Origin of the sequence: Streptomyces sp. NPDC021093 (assembly GCF_044333135.1) — a bacterium.
GTDB lineage: Bacteria > Actinomycetota > Actinomycetes > Streptomycetales > Streptomycetaceae > Streptomyces.
Genome location: NZ_JBIRQJ010000018.1, coordinates 32,436 through 57,043 on the forward strand (window position 1 = coordinate 32,436; position 24,608 = coordinate 57,043).

A 24,608-nucleotide genomic window follows, 5' to 3' on the forward strand; every position below is an offset into this window, starting at 1 on the left:
AGCCTGGAAGGACTCATGGTGACTGTCCCCATCAACCAGGAGAACACTCATGATCCTGTCCATCTCAGGTGTCGTGCTGCTCGGCATCATCGTCTTCCTGTTCTTCCGGAAGGACGGACTCAAGGCGTCCCACGCCCTGGTCTGCGCACTCTTCGGCTTCTACCTCGCGGGCACCGCCATCGCCCCGAGCATCAAGGCCGGAGGAGCGAGCCTCGCCAGCCTCTTGGGCGGGATCAAGTTCTGACCCCGCGTTCACCCACCCCCACTTTCAGGAGTCCGACGTGGCCCGGCGTCCCCTCCCCCGCATTCTGAGCAGCAGCAGTGTCTCGGTGGCCCGCAGCCGCGAGCTGGCGCGCACTGCCGCCGACAGCGCCACGGACGTACTCCATCCGCTCATCACGATCAGCCGCGGCCTGCGCAAGCTCGCCGCGGCCGGTCGGGCCAGATGGTCCGGCACCCCCAAGGAGAAGCGCGGTCCCGCGCTGTTCCTGGTGGGTGCCGTCGTCCTGGTGGTCGCGCTCATCCCGTACGGGCCGCTGCTCGCCCTGATCACGGTGATGGCCGCGGCCGCCTGGAAGGGCCATGAACGCGCACCCGTGCAGACCGGCCCCGCCCCGGAGCAGACGGAGCGGCTCCAGTCCCTCTATGAGGCGCTGGTGCCGTACTTCTCCGTGCCCGAGGACCCCGACCCGCTCTTCGCGCACGGCGGCGAGTGGGACAAGGCCTTCAGCGAGTACGAGTTCGACGACAGCGGCCGGCCCCAGCGGCTGCTGATCCGCTATCCCGCGTACTTCCCCGACGGCGAGGCCTCCTCCCGGGCCCGCATCGAGCAACTGCTGCACGCCAAGTCCGGGCGTGGCCGCGAGTACCGCTTCGACTGGGACGAGGAGGGCAACCAGCTCGTCATGACGGTGCTGGACGCGCTCCCCACGACGATCGCCGCCCAGCGCTTCGTCACCGCTCCCGGCGAGACCGTCCTCGGCTTCACCGACGCCGACGCCGTGCCCCGCACGGTCCCCGTCCAGGGCGGCGACGAGCCGTACGACGCGACCCCGGTGATCTGGCGGACCGGACCGCGCTCCACCGAGCCCCATCTGCTGGTCGTCGGCCAGCCCGGCAGCGGTACGACCAGCCTGCTGCGGTCGATCGCCCTGCAGGCGCTGGAGGACGGCGACGTACTGATCGCCGAGGGCAGCGGCACCGGCGAGTACGCGTGCCTCACCGGCCGCAGCGGCGTCCTGGCCGTCGAGTGCGGTCTCTCCGGCGCCCTGGCGAGCCTGGAGTGGGCCGCGTCCGAGACCGAGCGCCGGCTGATCTCCGCCAACCTGGCCAGGCAGGTGGGCCGCGCCGCCCCCGACGACACCAGACGGCCGCTGTGGATCCTGCTGGACCGGCCGAGCGTCTTCGGTCATCTGGCGGCCGCCGACGGTCGCACCGACCCCCAGCAACTGCTGCAGGTGCCGCTGCGGCACGGCCGGGCGGCGAACGTGACGGTGGTGGTGGCCGAGCAGTTCGACGCGGTGGACACCCTCAGCGACTCGGTACGCGCCCACACGCGCGCGCGTGCGGTGCTCGGCCCGGCCGCACCCGCCGAGGTGGAGGCCGTCCTCGGCGCCCCGCCGCACACCACTCCGACGCCGGACGTTCCGCCGGGGCGCGGCTACGCCCGGCTCGGCGCGGGCCCGGTGATGCGTCTCCAGGTGCCCGCCACCCCCGACCCGTACGACGACGCCACGAGCGAGCCGCACCGGCAGGCGGTGCTGGAGCTTCTGCCGGAGCGTTCCGTACCCCTGGAGGACCTGGGGGACCGGAACGCGGACCCGGTGCCCGCCGAGGGCTGACGAGCACGACGACGACAGAGCCCGTGCCCCCCGCTCGACGGGGGACACGGGCTCTGTCGTCGGCCCCGCTAGGCCACCGAGGTCCGCGGCACCTCGGCGCCCGACGCCGCCCCGGTCTCCACGAGCCGCGCGGCGGCCGCGAGGCGCACCGCGGCCTCCTCCGCCACCGGCCCGCCCACCGTGAACGGCAGCCGGACATAGCCCTCGAAGGCCCCGTCCACGCCGAACCTGGGCCCCGAGGGAACCCGTACGCCCACCCGCTCGCCCACCGCGGCGATCCGCGACCCCGACAGTCCGCCGGTGCGCACCCACAGGGTGAGCCCGCCGCCCGGCACGTCGAACTCCCAGTCGGGCAGCTCCCTGCGCACCGCGGCGACCAGCGCGTCCCGGTTCTCCCTGGCCTGGCCGCGGCGGACGGCGACGGCCTGTTCCCAGCCGCCCGTGCTCATCAGCCAGTTGATGGCGAGCTGCTCAAGGACGGGCGTGCCGAGGTCGGCGTACGCGCGTGCCGAGACCAGGCTGCGGATCACTTCGGGGGCGGCCCGCACCCAGCCGATGCGCATGCCCGCCCAGAAGGCCTTGCTCGCCGAGCCGACCGTGAGGACGGTGCTGCCCGCCGGGTCGAAGGAGCAGACCGGACGCGGCATCAAGAGGTCGTCGTCCAGGTGGAGTTCGGTCATAGTCTCGTCGACGACCAGGACGGTGCCCGCCGAGCGGGCCGCCTCGACGAGGGCGCGGCGCTGGTCCTCGCCCGCCAGGGCACCCGTCGGGTTGTGGAAGTCCGCGACGACGTACGCGAGCCGGGGCGCCGCGTCGCGCAGCACCTGCCGCCAGCGCGGCAGGTCCCAGCCGGTCAGCCCCTCCGCCATGGCGACGGGCACCAGACGGGCGCCCCCCTCGCGCATGAGCTGGAGGATGTTGGCGTACGAAGGGGACTCGACGGCGATCCGCTCGCCGCGCCCCGCGAAGAGGTGGCAGATCGCGTCCATGGCGCCCATCGCACCGGTGGTGACCATGATCTGCTCGGGCATGGTGGGGATGCCCTGCGCGGTGTAGCGGTCGGCGAGCATCTGCCGCAGGGCGGGCAGTCCCGCCGGGTAGTCGCCGTGGGTGTGGGCGTACGGCGGCAGCTCCTCCAGCGCACCCTGTACGGCGCGGGTGAGCCAGGGTTCGGGGGCGGGCAGGGCCGCCGTGCCGAGGTCGATGACGGAGCCGAGGGATTCGGGCGGGAGCGGCTCCAGGCCGCGCGCGGGCAGCGGATTGCCCGCCGGGACCGCCGTCCAGCTGCCCGCTCCCCTGCGGGACTCCAGGAACCCTTCCGCACGGAGGGCCTCGTACGCGGCGGCGACGGTGGTGCGGCTCACCGCGAGGGCCACCGCGAGCTCGCGCTCCGCGGGCAGCCGCGCGGCGACCGGGACGCGCCCCTCCAGGACGAGCAGCCGGATCCCGTCGGCCAGCGACCGGTAGGCCGGCGGCTTGCGGACGCCGGGGCCCGTGGGGCGGGACTGTGAGTTGAGCTGGCGGGCGAGCTGCGCCGCCCCCACCGCCGAAGTCCACTGCGCCATGAAATCAGTCCACCTTCCCCGGATTGGCCATGGATGGCTCGTCCTTACGGGCCACAGAGTGTCATGCATCGGTCCACCACCACTACACAAGGGGCGCAGCGTGTCCGGTTCATCACGGTCAACCACTCAACTCTTCCGGCGGCTGGGCCAGCTGTACGTCGGCCTGGCGCTGTACGGGGTGAGTTCGGCGGTGCTGGTGCGCGCGGGTCTCGGCCTGGAGCCCTGGGGCGTCCTGCACCAGGGCGTGGCGGAGCGCTCCGGACTCGCCATCGGAGTGGTCTCGATCATCGTCGGGGCGGTCGTCCTGCTGCTGTGGATCCCCATGCGCCAGCGGCCGGGCCTCGGCACGGTCTCGAACGTGGTGGTGATCGGCCTCGCGATGGACGCCACGCTGGCCCTGCTGCCCGAGGTCCACTCGCTCGGCGGACGGATCGCACTGATGCTCGGCGGCATCGCGCTGAACGGCGCCGCCGGCGGCCTGTACATCGCCGCCCGGTTCGGGCCCGGTCCGCGCGACGGGCTGATGACCGGGCTGCACCGGACGACCGGCCGGTCGATCCGGCTGGTCCGTACGGGCATCGAGATCGCGGTCGTCGCGACGGGATTCGCGCTGGGCGGCTCGGTCGGCGTCGGCACCGTCCTGTACGCCCTCTCGATCGGCCCCCTCACCCAGTTCTTCCTGCGCGTGTTCGCCGTACCGCCGGTGAAGCCGCACGCCGGATCCGAGCCGTGCCCCGCACCCGAGCCGGTCGCCGACGACGAGCACGCCCGGGCGATACTTCCGGGGTGAACCACGCACTCCGGCACAGCTATCTGAACCACCCCGGTCCGGTCCTCCCGTTCGCCCACCGCGGCGGGGCGGCCGACGGTCTGGAGAACACCGCGTCCGCCTTCCGGAGGGCCGCCGAGGAGGGCTACCGGTACTTCGAGACCGATGTGCACGCCACGGCCGACGGCGCGCTGGTGGCCTTCCACGACCCGACCCTGGACAGGGTGACGGACGCGGGGGGCCGCATCGCCGAACTGCCCTGGAGCCGGGTGCGCGAGGCACGCGTGGCGGGCGCCGAGCCCCTCCCCCTCTTTGAGGAGCTGCTGGAGGAGTTCCCCGACGCCCGCTGGAACGTCGACATCAAGGCGGAGCCCGCCCTGCTCCCCCTGGTCGACCTGGTGCGCCGCACGAACTCCTGGGACCGGATCTGCGTCGGTTCGTTCAGCGAGAGCCGGGTCGCCCGCGCGCAGCGGCTCGCGGGGCCGCGCCTGGCGACGTCGTACGGCGTCCGGGGCGTGCTGGCGCTGCGGCTGCGCTCGCTGGGCGTCCCCGCGCCGTTGCGGCGCGGCGCGGTGTGCGCACAGGTGCCCGAGTCGCAGAACGGCGTGCGGGTGGTGGACCGCCGCTTCGTGTCGACGGCGCACGCGCTCGGTCTCCAGGTTCACGTCTGGACGGTCAACGACCCCGGTCGGATGGCCGCCCTTGTCGATCTCGGTGTGGATGGCATCATGACGGACCAGATCGCGACGCTGCGGTCGGTGCTGACCGAGCGGGGGGCCTGGGCCTGACCCCGACCCCTTCCGCCCGTTCCCGCGTCGACACGGGGACCGAGGCAGGGAGCGCACGTGGCGTCCGGGACAGCAGAACCGCCGGCGGCGACGCCCGCGGAGCGCAGGCGCGAACAGCGGGGCTGGTACTTCTACGACTTCGCGTGCTCGGTCTACTCGACGAGCGTGGTGACCGTCTTCCTCGGCCCCTATCTGACGACGGTCGCGAAGGCCGCCGCCGACGCGGAGGGCTTCGTCCACCCGCTGGGCATCCCGGTCCGGGCGGGCTCCGTGTTCGCGTACGCGGTGTCCCTGTCGGTGATCGTCGCCGTCGTCCTGATGCCCATGGTGGGTGCCGTCGCCGACCGGACGGGGCGCAAGAAGCCGCTGCTCGCCGCGGCCGCGTACCTGGGGGCGACCGCGACGGCGGGCATGTTCTTCCTGGACGGCGACCGCTATGTGCTGGGCGCCCTGCTGCTGATCGTCGCCAACGCCTCGCTGTCCGTCTCGATGGCGCTCTACAACGCCTATCTGCCGCAGATCGCCGAGCCGGAGGAGCGCGACAGGGTCTCCTCAAGAGGATGGGCCTTCGGCTACACCTCGGGTGCGCTGGTCCTCGTACTGAATCTGGTGCTCTACACCGGGCACGACAGCTTCGGCGTGAGCGAGGCGACGGCGGTACGGATCTGTCTGGCGTCGGCGGGGCTTTGGTGGGGCGCCTTCGCCATCGTCCCGCTTCGGCGGCTGCGCGACCGCGCGGTGGCCACGGACGGCGCCCGGCCCACCATGGGGCAGGGCTGGCGGCAGCTGGTCGCCACGCTCAAGGACATGCGCCGGCATCCGCTCACGCTGTCGTTCCTGCTCGCCTATCTGGTCTACAACGACGGCGTCCAGACGGTGATCTCGCAGGCGTCGGTCTACGGCTCGCAGGAGCTGGAGCTCGACCAGACGACCCTCATCGTCGCCATCCTGCTGGTCCAGGTGCTGGCGGTCTTCGGGGCGCTGGGAATGGGGCGTCTGGCCCAACGGTACGGCGCGAAGCGGACCATTCTCGGGTCGCTCGTCGCGTGGACGGGGACGATCGGCGTGGGTTTCTTCCTGCCGGCCGGCGCACCCGTCGGTTTCTTCCTGCTCGCCGCCGCGATCGGGCTGGTCCTCGGCGGCAGCCAGGCGCTGTCCCGGTCACTGTTCTCGCACATGGTGCCGCGCGGCAAGGAGGCCGAGTACTTCTCCGCGTACGAGATGAGCGACCGCGGGATGAGCTGGCTGGGACCGCTGGTGTTCGGCCTGGCCTTCCAGCTCACCGGCAGTTACCGGGACGCGATCGTCTCTCTTGTGGTCTTCTTCGCGGTGGGATTCATCCTGCTCGCGCGGGTACCTGTGAGGGAGGCTGTGGCGGCGGCGGGAAACCCCGTACCGGAAAGAATTTAGACCTTGAAGTAAAAGGCCGGTAGTGTACGCCTTTGGCCTGCCAGGCGGACCGTTACTGCGCACTTGCGCAGGAAAAAGACTGGGTGACATCTGCTGTCAGATGTGACAAAGCGGTCACTGGTGGGTACAACAAGGGGCGGCACGACGGGCGACGCACTGACCCGCAACGGGAATCTTTACCGCCGACCGGACGTTGACCGGATGACGACGACAGCGACAAATACCTGTCCTGTGGGCGACAAGCCCGGGAGGCACGATTCATGAGTGAGCGAGCTCTCCGCGGTACGCGGCTCGTGGTTACCAGCTACGAGACGGACCGCGGCATCGATCTGGCCCCGCGCCAGGCGGTGGAGTACGCATGTGAGAAGGGTCATCGCTTTGAGATGCCCTTCTCCGTGGAAGCGGAAATTCCGCCGGAGTGGGAGTGCAAGGTCTGCGGGACCCAGGCACTCCTGGTGGACGGCGATGGGCCGGAGGAGAAGAAGGGCAAGCCCGCGCGCACGCACTGGGACATGCTCATGGAGCGACGCACCCGCGAGGAACTCGAAGAGGTCCTGGCCGAAAGGCTCGCGGTACTGCGTTCCGGCGCCATGAACATCGCGGTGCATCCGCGGGACAGCCGCAAGTCCGCCTGACGTCTCAGGACGAAAGGCCACTGGAGAAGTACAGCGCAAGAGCCGCGGGGCTCCGGCACACCGAGTGTGTGCCGGAGCCCCGCGGCTTTTGTCGGTCGCTACGGGTTCGCCCTGGGCTCCAGGGCCCGAGCCGTTCAGGATGCGAGCCGTTCAGGACGTGAGCGGGGTCCTGGGGCCGCCCTCGTCGCGGCGCGGCGGGTAGGACTGCGACGGCGAGTCGTCGCGGATCACCTCGCCCTGGACGACCTTGCCGTCCGGCTGGTGCATCCGTGCCTGCTGGAACATGTCGCCGAGGCTGCCGGGCTGCTGCACGGCGTTCATCCGGCGCTCCAGGGACTTCTCCGCGTACCGCCCGAGCGCCGCGCGCACCGGCGGCACCAGGATCAGCAGGCCGAGGACGTCGGAGACGAGGCCGGGCAGGATCAGCAGCAGGCCGCCCAGCATCACGAAGCCGTTGCCGGAGCCCTTGCGGCCCTGGTCGTCGGCCGGGTCGTAGGCGCCGCCGCTCTGCTGCTGGCGCTGGATCGTCTCGCTCAGGTTCTTGAAGGCGCGGCGCCCCGCCCTCTTGATGACGGCTCCACCGAGAACGACCCCGCCGACCAGCAGCAGGAAGACGGTGAGCCCTCCGGCCGCGCCGGCCACGAGGGTCAGCAGCCAGATCTCCAGCACCAGCCAGGCGGCGATGCCGAGAGGTACGAACGTACGGGCGCGGGAGCGCTTGCGGGCGGTCGTCGGGGCGGGCGGGGGCGGGGTGCCGGTCGTCATGCCCCCCAGTGTGCCTGGAAGGGCGCCTGAACGGCGTAAAGAGGGCGTGAGTACGGGGAAGGCGGAGGCTGGGCCCGGCAGAGGCCCTGGGCCCCGCAGAGGCCCGCGGAGGAGCAAGGGGGCCCGCGGGAGGAGCACAGGGCCCGCAGCGGAGCGTTACAGGGGCTTGCGGCCGAGGAGCTTGTTGGCGCGCGTGCCGACGCCCCAGGCGGTGACCCGCCACAGGGCCTCGACCAGGATGTCGTTGCTCATCTTCGACTCGCCGATCTCACGCTCGACGAAGGTGATCGGCACCTCGACCACGTGGAAGCCGGACTCGACGGCACGCCGGGCCAGGTCGACCTGGAAGCAGTAGCCCTGCGAGGCGACCTCGTCGAGGCCCAGGCCCTCCAGGGTCTCCGCGCGGAAGGCACGGTAGCCGCCGGTGACGTCGCGCAGCGGCACGCCCAGCAGCATGCGGGAGTACAGGCTGCCGCCGCGCGAGATGAACTCGCGGGACTTGGGCCAGTTGACGATCCGGCCGCCCGGCACCCAGCGCGAGCCGAGCACCAGGTCGGCGCCCTTGAGGGCGGTGAGCAGGCGGGGCAGTTCCTCGGGCTGGTGGGAGCCGTCGGCGTCCATCTCGACGAGGACGCCGTAGCCGTGGTCGATGCCCCAGCGGAAGCCGGCCATGTAGGCGGCGCCCAGGCCTTCCTTGCCCTTGCGGTGCATGACGTGAACCTGGTCGTCGGCCGCGGCGAGCTCGTCGGCGAGCTTGCCGGTGCCGTCGGGGCTGTTGTCGTCGGCGACGAGGACGTGCGCTTCGGGGACGGACTCCCGCACCCGCGCGACGATCGGCTTGATGTTCTCGGCCTCGTTGTAGGTCGGAATGATCACCAAAACACTGCCGAGCGGGCCGTAACGCTTCTGACCGCCGTCGTTCACTGATGCCCCTTTTCACGCCCGTACACAGAGGACCCACCATAGCGAGCGTGTACGGACAAGAGGCCGAGGGCCCGTCCGGGAAGGTCCCTGCGATCTGCGGATGGGGGCCCGGCGTCCTTCGGGCCGACCAGGTGCCCGCCGGCTGCGGACATCCTTGCCGTTGTCTACTGAACGCCGGGGCCCTACCCGGGTCGCACCGTCGGACGAAAAAACCTTCCCTCGCCCCCGAGGCGCGGGCGCTGAACCTGGCTCCCGGGAGGGTGCGCCGTGTGGCGCGCCTCCCATGACCCAGCGGCGTTCGACGACTGCGTGGAGGATTTCCGGCCGGACGTTTCGTGGTGGACCCGGCCGAACCTACCCGCCGTTGGCCGCTCTCTGTCAACACCCGTGCGACCTGCGGCGTTTACCGGCGGTTCGTCAAATCACCAGGTCAGTGCCGAGACGGCGGAGAACCGTCCGGCAGCCTTCGGATCACCGATCGGCGGTACGCGACCCGCCGCGCGTCACGCGTTCGGCCGTACGTACACGGTGTGCCCTGCGACCACGGTGCGCAGGCAGACGGGGAGTTCGGCGCCGGGCGTGAGGTCGGGGAGACCGGGCGTGCCGGAGCGCGGGTCGGTGGACCAGCGGGAGACCCGGTCGTCGGGGGCCTGGACCACCAGGTCGCCGGTGTGCCAGATCGCGTAGTCGGCGGGTGCGCCGGGGACCAGGGTGCCCGCGTCGTCGCGGCCGATCGCCCGCCAGCCGCCGCGGGTGTGGGCGGTGAACGCGGCCCGTACGGAGACCCGGTGCTCGGGGGTGCGGTGGAACGCGGCGGCGCGGACGGTGCCCCACGGGTCGAGCGGGGTGACCGGGCTGTCGGAGCCGAAGGCCAGCGGAATCCCCGCCTTGAGCATGGCGGCGTACGGGTTGAGGGTGCGAGCCCGGTCGGCGCCGAGGCGCGCGGCGTACATGCCCTCGTCGCCACCCCAGGCGGCGTCGAAGGCGGGCTGTACGGAGGCGGTGAGGCCGAGGTCCGCGAAGGCGGCGATCGTGGCGGGGGTGAGCATCTCGGCGTGCTCGACGCGGTGGCGGGCGGCGCGTACGCGCGCGAGTCCGACCTCGTCGGCGGCGGCCCGGACGCCGTCGGCGACCGCGGTCAGGGCGGCGTCGCCGATGGCGTGGAAGCCGGCCTGCAGGCCCGCCCCGGTGCACGCGGCCACATGGGCGGCGATCGCGGCGGTGTCGAGGTGGGCGGTGCCGGTGTGCGGGGCGTCGGCGTAGGGGTGGTGCAGGCAGGCGGTGTGCGAGCCGAGCGAGCCGTCGACGAAGAGGTCTCCGGCCGCGCCGATGGCGCCGAGTTCGCGGATGCGCCGGGCGTCCTTCGCATTCGCGACCTGTTCGGCCCAGTAGCCGAATACGCGCGGTCCCGGCTCGTCAGCGGCCAGCTTCAGCAGGCCTGCGAAGTCCTCCTCGTCGGAGATCTCGGGGCCCCCGCACTCGTGGACGGTGCCGATGCCGAGCGAGGCGGCGTGTGCGAGTGCGGCGCGCTGGGCCTCGGCGCGCTGGGCCGGGCCGACGGCTCCGTGGGCCGCGGCGCGCACCGCGTGGTGGGCGGCGGCGGTCAGCGGTTCGTCCGGGTGATACCCGGTCAGCCCGGTGACACCGGGGACGAGATCGAGCAGGGCGGTGCTGACGACCGCCGAGTGGACGTCGATGCGGGGCAGGTAGAGCGGGCGCCCGCCGGCCGCGGAGTCGAGTTCGGCGCGCGAGGGGTGGCGCCGCTCGGGCCAGCGGGAGGCGTCCCAGCCGCCGCCGATGAGGACCTCGCCCTCCGGGCGGGCGGCTGCGTGGGTACGTACGAGAGCGAGTGCCTCGTCCAGACCGCGGGCGGCGGACAGGTCCAGGCCGGTGAGGGCGAGGCCGGTCGAGGTGGTGTGCACATGTGCGTCCGTGAACGCCGGGGTGACGAGTGCGCCGTCGAGGTCGAGCACCTCGTCGACGCCGCTCGCAAAGGCGTCGGCCGCCCCTTCGGAACCCACCCACGCGACGTGGCCGCGCTCGACGACCATCGCGGTGGCGAACGGGTCGGCGGGACTGTGGACCTCGCCGCCGCGCAGCAGCACGGTGCGGTCGGAGGGGGTGGCGGGGGACGAGGGGACGGTGCGCTCGGTCATGAGGACCAGTCTCGCGCAGCCCGTACGGCGCTCTCGACCAGGGTGGCACCAAGGGGCCGACCGCCGGACCGGGGGGAGACGGAGTGCGGGCATCCCCAGGTTCGGCATCCCCAGGTGCGGCATCCCCAGGTGCGGGGGGGCGTCCGTCGCGTGCCCCGGCACGCACGCCCCGCGACCCGGACGCGGAGCAGGCCCCCTAGACGCGGGGCGGGCGTGCCTCGTACGGGGTGGAGAGGACCACGGTGGTGCGGGTGGATACTCCCGCGAGCGTGCGGATCCTGGTGAGCAGGTGCTCAAGCTCCAGGGGGGTGGCGACGCGCACCTTGAGGATGTAGTTCTCGTCGCCCGCGACGCTGTGGCAGGCCTCGATCTCGTCGATGCCCGCGAGCCGTTCCGCGATGTCGTCGGGGGCGCTGGGGTCGAAGGGCGCCACCGAGATGAACGCGGTGAGCGGCAGGCCGACCGCCTCGGGGTCCACGACCGCGGCGTACCCGCGGATCACTCCGCGCTGTTCGAGCCTGCGGACGCGCTGGTGCACCGCCGAGGTGGACAGGCCCGTGGCCTTGCCCAGGTCGGTGTAGCTCATCCGCCCGTCCTTGACGAGCAGGTCCACGATCTGACGATCCAACTCCTCCATGGGCCAAGAACCTACAGGGCGCGGGGGCACCCGGGGCACCCGAGCGCCGTGCGTCTTGCCTGGTGGAACAGCCGGCACCGGGCACACCCCCGAGGTGTCCGGCACGCATCTGCGCCGGGCATGTGACGAATGCCACATGGCTGTGGCCGTGTCCTCTCCTCTTGTGCGGTTATCGCGCAGGCGCGCAGGGAAGTGCTTGCTGTGGTCGAGGCCGCAGCGCCTTGTCGGCCCACCTCTAGGGGGAGAGTCTCCATGCAGAGCCTGAAGCGCACCGGACGTACCGAACCGGAGCCCGATTCCGTCGATTCCTTCGACGGCGGCGAGGACCCCGGTTCCGATTCGTACGACACCTTCGAGATGTACCGGGTGATCTGCCCGGACTGCGCGCAGCCGATCGCGCTGCTCGCGGACGAGGACGTCCTTCCGGAGCACGCGAAGTGCCCCACCCCGTGGAACCCGTTCGGCCTGACGGCCTGCGCCGGTACGGGGCGCCCCGCCGCCGACGCGAAGCCGGCGGACGAGTCGCGGGAGGTGCTGGAGCAGGACACCGCGCTGCTGCTGACGCTCCCTCAGGGGCTCGACTGGCGGACGCAGCCCTTCTCGCACGTAGGTGGCCCGGGGTCGCGCCCGGTCAAGGTGGTGGAGCAGCAGCGCGCCGCGTAACGCCCGCTGCCGGGCGGCCCGTTCCCGAACGGGCCCCTTCCCTCAGCTCCTTCCGTACCCCTGTTCCGCCCAGTACGTTCCGCGCACCATGGCCTCCAGCGACGGCCGGTGCATGATGAGCGCGTCCGGGTCCTCCGGGATCCGGACCTCGCCGAAGTGCACCTGCCGGTAGGCGATGCGCAGCATGACGACCGCATGCCGCAGCGCGGCGTACAGGGTGTGGAACTCCATGTCGCGCGGGGTGTGGCCGGTCAGCCGTGCGTACCGGCTCTCGATCGCGTCGCGGCGCAGGAAGTCCGGCAGGCCGCTCTGCCCGAACGAGACCGTGAGGTCCTGGAAGAAGCGGTGCAGGTAGACGGTCCAGCCGAGGTCGAGTTCGCGGGGGCCCAGGGCGGCCATCTCCCAGTCGAGCACGGCGGCGGGGGTGAAGCCGTCGTAGATGATGTTGCCGATGCGGGCGTCGCCCCAGCACAGGACCGGGTCGCCCTCGTCGTCGGGCCAGTGCGCGTCGAGCCAGCCGAAGGCCTCCTCTATGAGGGGCGAGCGGGGCAGGCCGTCGACGACCCATTCGTAGTAGGTCTGCTGCGCCGTCACGTGGCGGCGCAGTGGTGTTCCTTCGACGTCCGGGAGCAGGAATTCCGCTTCCTTGGGCGGGAACTGGTCGTGCAGACGGGCGAGGATGCCGATGCTGGCGGCTTCGAGTCCTGCGCGCTCGGTGTCGGTCGCCGCGTACAGCCAGTTCCCCTCGTACGTGTAGGGCATGACGTCGGGCGGTACCCGGCCCTCGGCGCGGGCCATCACGAAGAAGGGCGCGCCGAGTGGCGCGGGGTCCTCCTCCAGCCACAGGACGCGCGGCACCGGCAGGTCGGTGTGCTCGCCGACGAGGCTCATGACGCGGTGCTGGCGGGCCATGTCGTACACGGGGAAGACGCTGTACGCCGCCGGGTCGGCGGCCAGTCTCAGCGCGCAGCCGGTGACAGGGGCGTCGGGGTGGTCGAGGTCGAAGAGCAGGGTCTCGCTCGACATTCCGTTGGAGCCGGGGACGCGGACGTCGGTGACACGTGCCCCCGGCAGGCGCGTGTCCAGCCACGCGGTGAGGCGTCGGCCCAGGTCCTCGGGGTCGCGGGTGGTGGTGCGGGGGCGCGGTGCGGTGGCCATTTCCGTACTCCTCTACGAGATCTGCGAGATCTGCGATCCGCCGGCGAGCCGTGGGGGGAGCGCTCTCAGGGCGCGGTCGAGTCGTATCCGGTGAAGCCGCTGGGGTCGTGGCGGCCGAAGGTGCCGTGCTCGAAGATGCCGTACCCGGTACGGCCGCCCAGTGTGAAGCGGGCCGCGTGGTCGATCACGCCGTACGCCGCCATGGGGTGGGCGGCGGGATCGGACAGGTCGTAGGCGCGGCGGTCGGTCCAGCCGCGGCCCTGCCAGCTGCCGTGCTGCCAGTCGGTGGCGGGCGGGTAGCCCGCGCCGACGGCGAGCGGTGAGGAGGCGAGGACCTCGACGCCGAGTTCGAGGGGTTTGCGGTCCTGGTCCGTGAGGTGGACGACGGCGCGTTCGGGGTGGCGGGTGCCGGAACGGTAGGTGATGTCGGTGTGGGGCCAGCCGAGTTGGACGTCGCGGTCGCCGTTGCGGACGAGCAACGCCTCATTGAGGGTGCGGTGTCCCTCGGCGTCCTCCTGGGCGATCACCATCACGAAGCGGTCGTCGAAGCGGGCCGGTATCCAGAGCCAGTGGAAGCCCTCGGGGCGGTGCTCGTCGGCGGCCCGCCCGCCCTCCTCGCCGGGGATGGGGCGCACCCCCCAGCTGCGGTCGCGGGTTCCGGTCCACTCCCCCGCGGTGAGGAGGATCTGCTCGCCGCCGACGCGGACGACGCCGGAGCAACCGCCCGCCTGGACGAAACGGCGGCCTTCGAGCATCAGGCGGTCGCCGCGGTACTGGACGTGGTGGGGTTCCCAGACGGCCGGGAAGTCGGCGGTCCAACTGATCTCGTACGAGAGCGAGTCGGGGTCGGCGGGGTCGGCCTCGCAGGTGAGGGTGAAGCGGCGGAGCGGTTCGTCGACGGTGATGCGCAGGGGGCCGACGGAGAGGTTCATGCGGTCGTCGGTGAGGGCGTCGGAGGCGCGCACCGCGTGCAGCGTGTCGCCGAGGCGGAGGGTCGCGTAGGCGTCGATGACACCGGTGTTGGGGTAGACGCCGAGGCCGGCGACGAGGAGGGCGCGGCCGGTGTGGTCCACGAAGTGGAAGATGCAGCGGTCGTAGGCGTTCCGGTCGCCGGTGGCGACGTGCTTCATCGACAACGGGGCCTGGTGGATGGGGTATTCGTCGAGCGCGATGGGGCGGTCGTCGGGCACGGTCTCCTCCTGGCGGGCGGGCGCGGGCGTACGTGCGTACGGCGTACGGGCGGGTACGGGGCGTACGGGTGCGGCGCGGAGGGTGCGGCCCCGGCAACCTTTCTGACGGTACGTCAGGGGGTGGGGTGGGAGCCAGAGTGCGGGGCGCTGGGCGCGTGCGGGGCGGGGCGGGTGGGTTGTACGTGCGGGTGCGTCGTGGCTGGTCGCGCAGTTCCCCGCGCCCCTGAATGCCTGCCCCTTGGCCCTCTAGGGGGCGGGACGGGTGGGCAAGGGGGCGGGCCCCCACTGCGGCACGCCCCCACCGACCCCGTCCTCAGCGGGTCTCCGGGCCCGCCAGGTGCCGGGCGATCACCATGCGCTGGATCTGGTTCGTGCCCTCGACGATCTGGAGGACCTTGGCCTCGCGCATGAGGCGTTCGACCGGGAAGTCCAGCGTGTAGCCGTACCCGCCGAGCACCTGCACCGCGTCCGTGGTGACCTTCATCGCCGCGTCCGTGCAGAAGAGCTTCGCCATGGCCGCCTGGCGCGAGAAGGGGCGGCCGGCGTCCCGCAGCCGTGCCGCCGCCAGGTAGAGCGCGCGGCCCGCCTCGATCTGGGTGGCCATGTCGGCCAGCATGAAGCGCAGGCCCTGGAAGTCCGCGATGGGGCGGCCGAACTGCTGCCTCCCGGTGGCGTACGAGAGCGCCTCGTCCAGCGCGGCCTGCGCGACGCCGATCGCACAGGCGGCGATGCCGAGGCGGCCCGAGTCGAGGGCGGACAGGGCGATGGCGAAGCCCTGCCCCTCCTCGCCGATGCGGCGCGCGTCGGACACCCGTACACCGTCGAAGTTCAGCTGTGCGGTGGGCGAGCCCTTCATGCCCATCTTCTTCTCGGGGGCTGCGGCGCTCAGGCCCTCCGCATCGCCCGGGACGAGGAAGGCGGTGATGCCGCGCGGGCCCTCGACGCCCGTCCGGGCCAGCACCGTGTAGAAGTCGGCGATGCCGCCGTGGGTGATCCAGGCCTTGGTGCCGGTGATCACCCAGTCGTCGCCTTCACGCACCGCCTTGGTGCGCAGCGAGGCCGCGTCCGAGCCCGAGGCGGGCTCCGAGAGGCAGTAGGCGCCGAGGAGACCGCCGCCGAGCATCGCGGGCAGGTGGGCGGCCTGCTGCTCCTTGGTGCCGTAGCCGGCGAGCGCGTGGCAGGCGAGGCTGTGCACGCTGACGCCCAGGCCGACGGTCAGGCGGGCCGCGGCGAGCTCTTCGAGGACCTGGAGGTAGACCTCGTACGGCTGGTCGCCGCCGCCGTACTCGGAGTCGTACGGCAGACCGAGCAGCCCGGATTCGGAGAGCAGCGAGAAGACCTCGCGCGGGAAGTGCCCGGCGTCCTCCTCGGCTGCGGCCTGGGGAGCGATCTCCCGCTGGACCATGTCGCGTACGAGCGCGAGCAGGTCGCGGGACTCCTCGGTGGGCAGCTCTCGTTCCACCGGCTGCGGGGCACGGTCGGACATTGCGGCGCTCTCCTGACTTCTCGGGCCCTGTCGGGCGCGGCGACGGGCGCACGCACCGGGTGTGGCGGCGCCGCCGGGTGTCTCAACTCCAGCCTGCGGCACCACTCCGGGTTACGGAAGTGGACTGTCCGGGGCCGTGGCGGCTGAGTATGCCCGATCGGGTCCGTTCCGTCACCGGTCGAAAAGCCGCAGGCCGGGCAGGTCGGGGCGGCGTTACGGGACCGTGTCGTCCGCCCCGCGGCCGACGGTGCCGACCGCCCCGTCGGCGGCCGCTCCGGCGCCGCTGTCGTCCGCCGCATCGTCGAGAGGTGGAGCCGGGCATTCCGGTACGAGTACGGCGACGGTCTCCAGGGTGGCGCGCAGCAGCATGACGAGGAGGTCGCAGACCGCCTCTTGAGGCAGCGCCGGATCGCCGATCCAGTCGAGCGTGATGCCCTCGACCCCGGTCATCCAGCCGAGCAGCGCGAGCCGGGCCGTCGGGGGGACGTCGGCGCGCCCGTACGCACCCTCCGCGAGGGTGGCGATCAGCTGCTCGCGCACGGCGTCGCGGATCGACTGGACCTCGACGTCGAAGCCGACGCCTCCGGTGACGATCGTCCGGTACGCGGCCTGGTGGTACCGGGCGTAGTGCAGATAGCCGTCGACGGTGCGCCGGACCCGCTGTGTGCGCGGGAGTTCGGGGTGGCTCCCCGCTCTGGCGACCAGATCGGTGACGGACTCCTCGACGATGGCCAGGTAGTAGCCGCGCTTGTTGGCGAAGTAGTAGTAGATCAGCCCCTTGGCGACGCCCGCATGGCGTGCGATGTCGTCCATCGACAGGGCGTCGTAGGACGTGTCGGCGAACAACTTCCGCCCGGTTGCGATGAGTTCGGCTCTGCGCGCCAGGGATTTCCCGCTGGTTCCGCGCTGTTGACTCTTATTCAAATTAAGCCCTAGTCTCCCAGTCCGGAAGGATGGCCGCAGTATTCCACGGGCTTCCCTCCGCTCCTCATGCACTTCCCCTGCGCAATCTCGCGACGTACGGGAGGAACCGGTGAGCGCAGCAAAGAGGCCGCCGAAGCAGCTGTCCCCCGAGGGCAGAACCGGCTGGCGCAGAACCGCGGTGATGGCCGTGCCGGCCGTCCTCGCGGTCGGCGCGATGGCGGCGATGATGGGCCAGGGCGCGCTCGCCGCGTCGTTCGCCGTCTCGGGCACCAGCTTCCAGGTCGGCTCCTCCAAGCTGACCAGCAGCGGGCTGTCGTCGTACGTGCAGACCGACCGGTCCGTGGACGGCAAGGGGCATCCGGTCGCCCTGCTCGGCATCGGCAACGCCCGGCTCTCCGACATCTGCCAGTCGGCAGAGGTCAAGACCCCGGTCGGCACCGTGGTGTTCAAGCTGACGGCGGGCGGCGAAGCGGGCGAGGTCACCGCCAGCAACCTGATCATCGACGGCGAGGACCTGACAGGTGACGCCACCTTCGGGACGGCGCAGATCGGCCGGGACGCCTCCACGCTCGACGCGGTGCCGGGGGTCAAGGGCGAGGCGGGCAAGTTCGGCCTCCAGGCCGGGAACATCGAGGTCGCCGGGGTGCGGTCGCACGCCTGGTCGGCGACCGGCGGGAACTTCCGGCTGAAGGGTCTGAAGCTCGATGTGAGCCTGGACGGCAAGAAGTGCTTCTGAACCGGTTCGTGGACCGGGGCCGCGGGGACCGGGGGCCGAAGTACCGGGACCCTAGGTCCGGCCCGGCGGGTTCCGTCCGCCGTCTCCTCAAAGAGGGTCTGGAGGCGAGGCTGCCGTGGCCGGAGCGGCGGCGCCGGTTCCGCTCCTGGCGGCGACGGCGGCCGTTCTGGGCGGGACTGTTGCTGGCGCTGGCGGGCGCCGAGCTGCTGCTCGTACCGCTGTCGCCGCTGACGATCCTGGTGAGCCTGGGGCTCGGCGGGCTGGCGGCGCTCGGCATCGGGCTTGCGCTGATCGCGGCGGCGCTGTTCCTGTGGTTCCTGCCGCACACCCGGCACTACGTCAGCGTCAACGCGCTGATCCTGTCGGTGCTTTCGTTCGCGGCGACCAACCTGGGCGGTTTCCTGGTGGGGACGCTGCTGGGGATCGCGGGCAGCGCGATGGGCTTCGGCTGGACTCCGGTGACCGGGCCCGGAACACCGGCGGAGCCCGGGACACCGGCGGCGGAGCCCGCCGAGGAGGAGCGCCGGGCGCCGACGGTACGGGAGCACCAGGGGCCGCGCACCCTGGCGGTGGCGCTGCCCGTCGTCCTGCTGGTGGCGATCGGCGCTCCCGTACAGCGGGCCCAGGCGGCCGCGGCCGAGCCCCTGGCACCGCGGACACCGCCCACGGTCACCACGACGCGCTTCGCCCCCGACGGCTTCCTGATCGCCGGGGTGAAGGAGGTGCGGACCGTGGACGGCCCGCTCAAGGTGATGGTCCTCAAGATGAGGGCCGCGTCCCTCAGCGACTACGAGCTCAGGACCCGCGACGGCAGGGACGAACTCTCCCTGGGCGCCGACAGCCTGGACCTCAGCGGCAACGTCACCCTCTACCTCACCAAGTTCAGCGGATGCCTGCAGGGGCTGCTCTGTCTGACCTTCACCCCGGACGGGCTGCCCGTGCCGCCGGTGGTGCCGCCCTTCGTCTACATGACCGACGTCAGTGCCGAGCAGGCCATGGTCACCTCGGACTCGATCGTGACGAACGGACTGCGGCTCGGTGCGTCCTGACCGCCGCACCCCAGTCGTGCAGGAGGTTCCGTGATCCAGATCCAGGCCGCGCTGTTCTGGGCGTACGCGATCGGCGCGACCTTCGCGGTGTCCGCGGGCCGCCAGCTCCAGTGGTGGGAACGGTCGGTGCAGGGCGAGGGCGTGCGCACCAGAAGCCGCGCCGCCGATCCGTACATGGCGCTCACCGTGCTGTTCGCCGCCGTCCTGCTGGTGCCGACCGGGCTGTTCCTGCTGTGGCAGAACCCGTCCTGGGCGACCATGCACGTGGTGGACGGGCACGACGGACTGTGGGCCGGACTCGTGCTCCTCCACGCGGGAGGGATCGTCGTCGGCACGCTCCTCGGCTATCTCGCGGCCCGGCTGCTCGTCCTGGTGGGCGCGGGCTACTGGGCGTACCTGCAGAGCGTCGGCGGGTACTTCCTGCTCTTCGGGACGCTGATCCACGGCTGGGACGGGAACGGCTACCGGCGGCTGCTGACCACGAGCACGCGCGCGTACCGCGACTGGCCGCGCGAGAGCCTCGTGAACAACGTGCTGGACTTCCTGACCTCGGGGACGTTCCTGGCACTGCTGGTGCTCGGGCTCGCCGTCGTCGGGACCATGCTGGGCACCGAGATCGGCTGGCTCGTCGAGGGGTGGCGGCTGCCGGGCGCGGACGAGGACCGCAAGGTGGGGCGGTTCGTCGCCGTGCTGATCGCCGGGGCCGGGGTGTACGGGCTGCCGTTCGTGGGCGCGCTCGGCGCGAGCGTGCTGATCAGGCTGCTGGGGTGGCTGCCGGGACTCGCCCTGTTCGCCGTTCTGGCGGGTCTGGTGCTGCTGCCGAGGCGCAGTCCGGTGCGTTTCCTGTACGGGCTGGTGGGCGTACCGCACCGGCACTGGCGGGCGGAGGAGAACCTCCCGCACGGGCCGCCCGCGCCGCCGTCGGACAGCTACGGGGTCACATCAGACCGGCACCGGTGACGAACATCGCCACGACGACGACCAGCGCCCAGCCGAGGACGTGCTCCAGAAGCTTGGGCCCGTCGAAGTCGTCGTCGGGGCCGCCGGTGCGGGCGCGCGAGCGGGCGGAGAGGGCGGCGGAAGCAGCAGTCATCGGATCTCGCAGAGCAGGAGAGGAACAGGAGAGGAAAGCGGAACAGCTTCCTCCACATTGCCAGCGGGCCCGGTCCCGGAACAGATGACGTTGGTCACTGCCCCGGGACCGGAGGGGCGTCTCAGCGGATGCCGACGGCCTCAAGAGCCCTGCACTGCGCGGGTGTCGCGTTCAGCGGCCAGAACAGGTAGCAGACGCCCCCTGTGCCGGAGACCACTTTCCCGCTCGCGTTGTACCGCTTGGTGCGCAGCCAGATGTTCTCCCACTCGCGCCTCTTGTAGACGCGGCGGACGGCTTCGTTGGTGGGGGACGCCGGGTCGTTCGCGATCACGTCGCCCGTGCCGGTGAAGCCGATGACGGTCATCAGGTGGCCGGACGTGCCGTAGCCCGCGCCGGTCAGCTCCTCCTTGAGGAACGACTGCGACGTTATGGCGGGGATGCCCGCACGGATCAGGAGCGTCAGCTCGTCCAGCGACCCCAGCCGGGTGACGACCGCGTTCATGTCCCGGTACGTCGCCGCGTACGCGGTGTTGAAGGGCCAGTTGCCGCAGCCGTCGTACTGGTAGTCGTACGTCTGGCGGGCCGCGTGGCACACCTGGGGGTCGGCGTACGCGGGGTTCACCCAGGCCAGGTCCTCGGGGGTGGGCCCGCGCCCCCAGTACTCCAGGATCATCGTGGCGGAGGTGGGGCTGCACCACGCCTCTCCCCCGTTGTCGTACTCCGGATACTGGCCGACGTGGATCTCCTGCGAGCGGCGCGGCACCCGCAGCTCGCGTGCGCGGCGGGGCTCGGAGGCCGGGACGGTGAACCGGTCCGGCACGTCGGAGGCCATCGCGCCGAGCCGCCACACCTTGGGCGTCGCGCCGCTGCCCGGCAGCCGGTGCAGGACGAGCCGCAGCTGATAGCCGGTGAGCCGGGTGCCGGTGGCCGGGTCGGTGACCCCGACGGTGTCGGTGGAGACGCTGCTGCGGCCGTCGCTCTGGTCGTCGACGGAGGTGCGCCGGATGTCGGCGTCGCCGGCCGCCCAGCGGCCCATCACGTACCAGGGGGTGCGCGATCCGTCGGTGTACACGGCGCACAGTTCGACGGCGATCCAGGTGCCGGGCGGGGTGTCGGCGTTCCAGGAGGCGACGATCTCGGTGGCGGGCACGCGGCTGTAGTGCAGCGGCGAGGTCCACACGGCGTACTCGTAGGTGCCGGTGCGCCCGGTGTGCGGGTCGAGGTAGGTCGTCAGCCCGTCGGGGGCGCCGATGACCAGGCCGGGGCGGCGGCCGCCGACGACGCGGGTGCCGGGGCCCGCTCCGGAGCGCCAGTCGGTGTACGTCGTCCAGAAGCGGTTGTCGACGTAACAGGCCTCCTCCGGGGCGGGCACGGGAACGGGCTCGGGCTCGGACGCGGGTACGGACGCGGACGCGGCGGCCGGAAGCACGGGAACGGCGGCGGCGGCGAGCGCGGCGGTCAGTACCGTCCTGCGCGCGGCGGGCGGCAGATCGGGTCTGTTCGGGTTCGGGTCGGGTCTGGTCACGGTCGAGGACCCCCAGTCGAAGAATCGCAGTCGAATGCGGACGAGCAGGCGAATACGGATGCGGGTGCGGACGAGCGCGGTCCGGGCAGGCGGTATGGCTCTTACCCCGGCGGAGCGTCCGGCACCCGCCGGAGCCCGGGCCCAGGCCCCATAGTGCGACCGCCAGGACCCGTGGCCTGCTGAGGCGCGCGGACCGCACCCCTCATAGGCTGGTTCGAATGAACAGCACCGCCCCTCTCGCACCTCTCGCACCTCTCGCCGCACGGCTCCGCGCACTGCCGCCGTCCTGCGGTCCGGTGCGGCTGATCGCCGTGGACGGCCACGCGGGCTCCGGCAAGAGCACCTTCGCCGGGCGTCTGGCGGACGCGCTGGGCGGGGCGCCCGTGCTGCACCTGGACGACCTGGCGAGCCACGCGGAGCTGTTCGCCTGGACGGACCGGCTGCTCCCGCTGGTGACCGGGTCGCTGGCACGGGGCGAGAGCGCGCGGTACGCGCCGTACGACTGGACGCTCCGCCGCTTCGGACCCGAGGTGCGCGAGCTGTCGCCCGCTCCCGTCGTCCTCATGGAGGGCGTGGGGGCCGGGCGCCGCGCGCTGCGCCCCTTCCTCGCCCATCTCCTCTGGATGGATCTGGACGCCGAGCGGTCCTGGCAACGCGGCCGGGAGCGGGACGGAGCGGAGCAGTCCGCATTCTGGGACGGCTGGACGGAGGCCGAGACGGAACATTTCTCGGCGGACCCGTCCCGTCCGTTCGCCGACACCCTGGTACGGCAGTTGCGCGAGGGCTACGAGTGGCATCAGAGAACCCCCGCGACCGCATGAGAGGACAGTTCCGTCACCGAGCGTGACCACCTGCCCCGACCCTGTGGAACAGCCGGAAAACCTTCCCCGCGAGTGCCCCAACTCCGCTTGACCCGGGGGGCGTACAGGTCTTACGTTCTCAATGTGCGGCTTTCCGGAGCCGCCCGCAGACACGAAGCCCCCGGTTGTTCCCCCGTGATCGGGGGCTTCGTTCTGCCCTCACCGGTCGTTCCGGGGCGCACAGAGGCCCCATTCGCTCACCCAGGGTCACCATTCGCGCAGGCCTTGCGGCACCCTTATTTCCCTGCCCCCTGCCCAGGTACGATGCCCTTCGGTGCGGTCAATTCCCGTCCGGGACACAGCGGTTCGGGCAAGTGCCAACGGCAAACGGCCACTGGCACACGCCCGACAGCACATCACGGGGGGCACGGTCTGTGGGGGACGTGATGGACTTCGGCACGCAGGGCACGCACGCCCCGGCCGACCTCGCCTGGCTGCGCGGCGTGGACGCCTACACCATGGGGGCGTATCCGCAGGCGGAGGAGGAATTCCGGACGGCGGTACGGCTCGATCCGGGGATGGCGGACGGCTGGCTCGGCCTCCATGCCCTGCGCATCGACACGACGACGGCGCTCTTACGCATGTACCGCCACCAGGAGCGGTTCGGCGAGCAGCGCGCCAGACACCGCAGGACGCTCAACTCCTGGTACTGGCTGGGCTGGTGGGTGCAGCCGGTCCTGGAGAACCCTCGGGACCTGCTGCTCGCGCACGCCTCGCACTGGCTGGACGGTCGCCATGTCCCGGAGCTGGACCGGGCGTTGGCGGGTCTGCCGCCGGTGGACACGGACCAGCAGGTGCGGTTCCTGCACGCGTGCCGGGCGTATCTGGTCAAGGACTGGGACCAGCTGGTCCGGCACACCGACTCCCTCGTCGACGATCCGCTGCTCGGCATCGAGGCCGGCCTGTTCGGCGGGATGGCGCGGGTCAGGCTGGAGATGTTCGGGCAGGCGGAGCCGCTGCTCTCCGCCTCTTTGATGCGCTGCCGCAGCGAACAGCCGCAGCGCAAGGAACTGCGCTACTGGCTGGCCCGGGCACACGAGGGCACCGGGCGCTCCGCCGCCGCACTCCCCCTGTACCGGGCCGTGCACCGGGTGGACCCGGCCTTCATGGACACCGCGGCCCGGCTCGCGGCGATCTCCGAGGGCGACGGCCTGGACGGGTACGACGAGTCGGCGGCCGGGCTGGCGACGGTGTCGATGACCAGCCAGGATTCGGTGGAGTCCCAGGGCGAGTTCGACTCCGTGGAGGGCGGCGGGGAGCTGCGGGTGGGCAGCGAGGGCCAGCTGCCGTTCGGGGGCGCGGTGCCGCCGGGCCCGCCCACGGGCGTACGGGAGAAGGCGGGGCCGCCGCTGCCGGCCGGACTGCCGCCGTTCCCGGCAGGTCCTTCCGATCCGGCACTCCTGGAGCAGGCGCTCGGGGAGCTGGACCGGATGGTCGGCATGGAGCCGGTGAAGCGCCAGGTCCGGGCGCTGTCGGCCCAGTTGAACATGGCCAGGCTGCGGGCCGGGCAGGGACTGCCGGTCCAGCCGCCGAAACGTCACTTTGTCTTCTCGGGCCCCTCGGGCACCGGCAAGACCACGGTCGCGCGGATCCTGGGCCGGGTCTTCTACGCGCTCGGACTGCTGGGCGGCGATCACCTGGTGGAGGCCCAACGGGCGGACCTGGTGGGCGAGTTCCTGGGTCAGACGGCGGTGAAGGCGAATGAGCTGATCGACTCGGCGATGGGCGGAGTGCTCTTCGTCGACGAGGCGTACAGCCTCGCCAACTCCGGCTACAGCAAGGGTGACGCGTACGGCGACGAGGCACTGCAGGTGCTGCTGAAGCGGGCCGAGGACAACCGGGACCACCTGGTGGTGATCCTGGCCGGCTATCCGGAGGGGATGGACCGGCTGCTGGCGGCGAACCCCGGATTGTCGTCGCGGTTCACGACGAGGGTCGACTTCCCGAGCTACCGGCCGCTGGAGCTGACCAGCATCGGCGAGGTGCTGGCCGGAGACAACGGGGACGTGTGGGACGAGGAGTCCCTGGAGGAGCTGCGGAGCGTCAGCGGGCACGTCGTCGCCCAGGGATGGATCGACGAGCTGGGGAACGGACGGTTCCTGCGGACGCTGTACGAGAAGAGCTGCGCCTATCGGGACCTGCGGCTGTCGGGTTATGCGTCGACGCCGACGCGGGACGATCTGTCGACGTTGCGACTGCCGGACCTGATGCAGGCGTACGGGGAGGTGCTGTCGGGGCGGGGGCCGGTGGGGAGGGGGCAGGGGGAGGGGTAGGGGGACGGCCTGTGCGGGCGGTGGGTGGTGCGGGTTGCCTGCGGCGTGGTTCCCCTCAAACGCCGGACGGGCTGAAGTGCCCCGTCAAGGGCACGGGGCCGGCATCAAGGGGCGCGGGAAACTGCGCGACCAGCCACAACGAACCCGCACGAAGACTCCCG

Annotated in this window: 23 protein-coding genes; 12 read left to right on the forward strand and 11 right to left on the reverse strand. The window is 71.9% G+C overall.

Features of this window, described 5'->3' with window-relative positions:
* Positions 1 to 49 precede the first annotated feature (49 nt).
* Together ACH4SP_RS39730 and ACH4SP_RS39735 are read left to right on the forward strand one after the other, a co-directional pair.
* A complete protein-coding gene (locus ACH4SP_RS39730; RefSeq protein WP_018534760.1) occupies positions 50 to 244 on the forward strand; it encodes a hypothetical protein in 195 nt (64 codons plus the stop codon).
* A gap of 37 nt (positions 245 to 281) precedes the next feature.
* The gene (locus ACH4SP_RS39735; protein ID WP_398422903.1) at positions 282 to 1,841 is read left to right on the forward strand and encodes an ABC transporter ATP-binding protein; all 1,560 of its coding nucleotides are present in this window, start codon (positions 282 to 284) and stop codon (positions 1,839 to 1,841) included.
* Positions 1,842 to 1,909: 68 nt separating this feature from the next.
* On the opposite strand, the gene ACH4SP_RS39740 is transcribed toward ACH4SP_RS39735, so the two are convergent.
* Positions 1,910 to 3,406, reverse strand: coding sequence for a PLP-dependent aminotransferase family protein (locus tag ACH4SP_RS39740; protein WP_398422904.1), 1,497 nt, complete (start codon positions 3,404 to 3,406; stop codon positions 1,910 to 1,912).
* Between the two features lie 100 nt (positions 3,407 to 3,506).
* Between ACH4SP_RS39740 and ACH4SP_RS39745 the strand changes: the two genes are divergently transcribed.
* The 4 genes from ACH4SP_RS39745 (at position 3,507) to ACH4SP_RS39760 (ending at position 7,008) form a co-directional block, all read left to right on the forward strand.
* On the forward strand, positions 3,507 to 4,196 hold the full coding sequence (locus ACH4SP_RS39745; RefSeq protein WP_398422906.1) for a YitT family protein: 690 nt from the start codon (positions 3,507 to 3,509) through the stop codon (positions 4,194 to 4,196).
* Positions 4,193 to 4,963 (forward strand): glycerophosphodiester phosphodiesterase family protein, encoded by a 771-nt coding sequence (locus tag ACH4SP_RS39750; protein WP_398422908.1) that lies wholly within the window; start codon positions 4,193 to 4,195, stop codon positions 4,961 to 4,963. The genes ACH4SP_RS39745 and ACH4SP_RS39750 overlap by 4 nt, the downstream gene beginning before the upstream one ends.
* 57 nt (positions 4,964 to 5,020) lie before the next feature.
* On the forward strand, positions 5,021 to 6,373 hold the full coding sequence (locus tag ACH4SP_RS39755; protein WP_398422910.1) for an MFS transporter: 1,353 nt from the start codon (positions 5,021 to 5,023) through the stop codon (positions 6,371 to 6,373).
* A 260-nt stretch (positions 6,374 to 6,633) separates the two neighbouring features.
* Positions 6,634 to 7,008, forward strand: a complete 375-nt coding sequence (locus ACH4SP_RS39760) for an RNA polymerase-binding protein RbpA (protein ID WP_142215978.1) — start codon at positions 6,634 to 6,636, stop codon at positions 7,006 to 7,008.
* Positions 7,009 to 7,158: 150 nt separating this feature from the next.
* On the opposite strand, the gene fxsA is transcribed toward ACH4SP_RS39760, so the two are convergent.
* The 4 genes from fxsA to ACH4SP_RS39780 form a co-directional block, all read right to left on the reverse strand.
* Positions 7,159 to 7,773: an FxsA family membrane protein gene (gene fxsA / locus ACH4SP_RS39765; RefSeq protein ID WP_398422912.1), complete on the reverse strand. Its 615-nt coding sequence runs from the start codon at positions 7,771 to 7,773 to the stop codon at positions 7,159 to 7,161.
* Between the two features lie 156 nt (positions 7,774 to 7,929).
* On the reverse strand, positions 7,930 to 8,697 hold the full coding sequence (locus ACH4SP_RS39770) for a polyprenol monophosphomannose synthase (protein WP_398422913.1): 768 nt from the start codon (positions 8,695 to 8,697) through the stop codon (positions 7,930 to 7,932).
* Positions 8,698 to 9,200: 503 nt separating this feature from the next.
* Positions 9,201 to 10,853 (reverse strand): amidohydrolase, encoded by a 1,653-nt coding sequence (locus ACH4SP_RS39775; RefSeq protein WP_398422915.1) that lies wholly within the window; start codon positions 10,851 to 10,853, stop codon positions 9,201 to 9,203.
* 196 nt (positions 10,854 to 11,049) lie between these two features.
* On the reverse strand, positions 11,050 to 11,490 hold the full coding sequence (locus tag ACH4SP_RS39780) for an Lrp/AsnC family transcriptional regulator (protein ID WP_398422917.1): 441 nt from the start codon (positions 11,488 to 11,490) through the stop codon (positions 11,050 to 11,052).
* A 252-nt stretch (positions 11,491 to 11,742) separates the two neighbouring features.
* On the opposite strand from ACH4SP_RS39780, the gene ACH4SP_RS39785 reads away from it, so the two are divergent.
* Complete coding sequence (locus ACH4SP_RS39785; RefSeq protein ID WP_398422919.1) at positions 11,743 to 12,153, forward strand: hypothetical protein; 411 nt, start codon at positions 11,743 to 11,745, stop codon at positions 12,151 to 12,153.
* Between the two features lie 42 nt (positions 12,154 to 12,195).
* Here ACH4SP_RS39785 and ACH4SP_RS39790 read toward each other — a convergent pair whose 3' ends face one another.
* From ACH4SP_RS39790 to ACH4SP_RS39805, 4 genes are all read right to left on the reverse strand, one after another.
* A complete protein-coding gene (locus ACH4SP_RS39790; RefSeq protein WP_398422921.1) occupies positions 12,196 to 13,311 on the reverse strand; it encodes a phosphotransferase family protein in 1,116 nt (371 codons plus the stop codon).
* A 65-nt stretch (positions 13,312 to 13,376) separates the two neighbouring features.
* The gene (locus ACH4SP_RS39795) at positions 13,377 to 14,501 is read right to left on the reverse strand and encodes a hypothetical protein (RefSeq protein WP_398422923.1); all 1,125 of its coding nucleotides are present in this window, start codon (positions 14,499 to 14,501) and stop codon (positions 13,377 to 13,379) included.
* Between the two features lie 313 nt (positions 14,502 to 14,814).
* A complete protein-coding gene (locus ACH4SP_RS39800) occupies positions 14,815 to 15,987 on the reverse strand; it encodes an acyl-CoA dehydrogenase family protein (protein ID WP_398422925.1) in 1,173 nt (390 codons plus the stop codon).
* A 213-nt stretch (positions 15,988 to 16,200) separates the two neighbouring features.
* A complete protein-coding gene (locus tag ACH4SP_RS39805) occupies positions 16,201 to 16,911 on the reverse strand; it encodes a TetR/AcrR family transcriptional regulator (protein ID WP_398422927.1) in 711 nt (236 codons plus the stop codon).
* A 181-nt stretch (positions 16,912 to 17,092) separates the two neighbouring features.
* Here ACH4SP_RS39805 and ACH4SP_RS39810 point away from each other — a divergent pair, with 181 nt between their 5' ends.
* The 3 genes from ACH4SP_RS39810 (at position 17,093) to ACH4SP_RS39820 (ending at position 19,656) form a co-directional block, all read left to right on the forward strand.
* Positions 17,093 to 17,647 (forward strand): DUF6230 family protein, encoded by a 555-nt coding sequence (locus tag ACH4SP_RS39810; RefSeq protein ID WP_398423142.1) that lies wholly within the window; start codon positions 17,093 to 17,095, stop codon positions 17,645 to 17,647.
* A gap of 98 nt (positions 17,648 to 17,745) precedes the next feature.
* Positions 17,746 to 18,696: a DUF6114 domain-containing protein gene (locus ACH4SP_RS39815; protein ID WP_398423144.1), complete on the forward strand. Its 951-nt coding sequence runs from the start codon at positions 17,746 to 17,748 to the stop codon at positions 18,694 to 18,696.
* A gap of 30 nt (positions 18,697 to 18,726) precedes the next feature.
* Entirely contained in the window at positions 18,727 to 19,656 is a 930-nt protein-coding gene (locus ACH4SP_RS39820) for a hypothetical protein (RefSeq protein ID WP_398422929.1), read from the forward strand.
* Here ACH4SP_RS39820 and ACH4SP_RS39825 read toward each other — a convergent pair.
* A complete protein-coding gene (locus ACH4SP_RS39825; protein WP_398422931.1) occupies positions 19,634 to 19,789 on the reverse strand; it encodes an SCO1431 family membrane protein in 156 nt (51 codons plus the stop codon). The two genes, ACH4SP_RS39820 and ACH4SP_RS39825, sit on opposite strands and share 23 nt — an antisense overlap.
* A gap of 121 nt (positions 19,790 to 19,910) precedes the next feature.
* On the reverse strand, positions 19,911 to 21,314 hold the full coding sequence (locus tag ACH4SP_RS39830) for a peptidase C39 family protein (RefSeq protein ID WP_398422933.1): 1,404 nt from the start codon (positions 21,312 to 21,314) through the stop codon (positions 19,911 to 19,913).
* A 218-nt stretch (positions 21,315 to 21,532) separates the two neighbouring features.
* Between ACH4SP_RS39830 and ACH4SP_RS39835 the strand changes: the two genes are divergently transcribed.
* Both ACH4SP_RS39835 and ACH4SP_RS39840 read left to right on the forward strand, forming a co-directional pair.
* A complete protein-coding gene (locus ACH4SP_RS39835) occupies positions 21,533 to 22,135 on the forward strand; it encodes a uridine kinase (protein ID WP_398422935.1) in 603 nt (200 codons plus the stop codon).
* 425 nt (positions 22,136 to 22,560) lie between these two features.
* Positions 22,561 to 24,447 (forward strand): AAA family ATPase, encoded by a 1,887-nt coding sequence (locus ACH4SP_RS39840; protein ID WP_398422937.1) that lies wholly within the window; start codon positions 22,561 to 22,563, stop codon positions 24,445 to 24,447.
* The last annotated feature ends 161 nt before the right edge of the window (positions 24,448 to 24,608 follow it).

Excerpts from the sequence above, each read along its gene's own strand:
- ACH4SP_RS39730 (WP_018534760.1), top strand. The coding sequence starts at position 50 with ATGATCCTGTCCATCTCAGGTGTCGTGCTGCTCGGCATCATCGTCTTC.
- ACH4SP_RS39740 (WP_398422904.1), bottom strand. The coding sequence starts at position 3,406 with ATGGCGCAGTGGACTTCGGCGGTGGGGGCGGCGCAGCTCGCCCGCCAG.
- ACH4SP_RS39760 (WP_142215978.1), top strand. The coding sequence starts at position 6,634 with ATGAGTGAGCGAGCTCTCCGCGGTACGCGGCTCGTGGTTACCAGCTAC.
- fxsA (WP_398422912.1), bottom strand. The coding sequence starts at position 7,773 with ATGACGACCGGCACCCCGCCCCCGCCCGCCCCGACGACCGCCCGCAAG.
- ACH4SP_RS39775 (WP_398422915.1), bottom strand. The coding sequence starts at position 10,853 with ATGACCGAGCGCACCGTCCCCTCGTCCCCCGCCACCCCCTCCGACCGC.
- ACH4SP_RS39780 (WP_398422917.1), bottom strand. The coding sequence starts at position 11,490 with ATGGAGGAGTTGGATCGTCAGATCGTGGACCTGCTCGTCAAGGACGGG.
- ACH4SP_RS39785 (WP_398422919.1), top strand. The coding sequence starts at position 11,743 with ATGCAGAGCCTGAAGCGCACCGGACGTACCGAACCGGAGCCCGATTCC.
- ACH4SP_RS39790 (WP_398422921.1), bottom strand. The coding sequence starts at position 13,311 with ATGGCCACCGCACCGCGCCCCCGCACCACCACCCGCGACCCCGAGGAC.
- ACH4SP_RS39800 (WP_398422925.1), bottom strand. The coding sequence starts at position 15,987 with ATGTCCGACCGTGCCCCGCAGCCGGTGGAACGAGAGCTGCCCACCGAG.
- ACH4SP_RS39810 (WP_398423142.1), top strand. The coding sequence starts at position 17,093 with ATGGCCGTGCCGGCCGTCCTCGCGGTCGGCGCGATGGCGGCGATGATG.
- ACH4SP_RS39825 (WP_398422931.1), bottom strand. The coding sequence starts at position 19,789 with ATGACTGCTGCTTCCGCCGCCCTCTCCGCCCGCTCGCGCGCCCGCACC.
- ACH4SP_RS39835 (WP_398422935.1), top strand. The coding sequence starts at position 21,533 with ATGAACAGCACCGCCCCTCTCGCACCTCTCGCACCTCTCGCCGCACGG.
- ACH4SP_RS39840 (WP_398422937.1), top strand. The coding sequence starts at position 22,561 with ATGGACTTCGGCACGCAGGGCACGCACGCCCCGGCCGACCTCGCCTGG.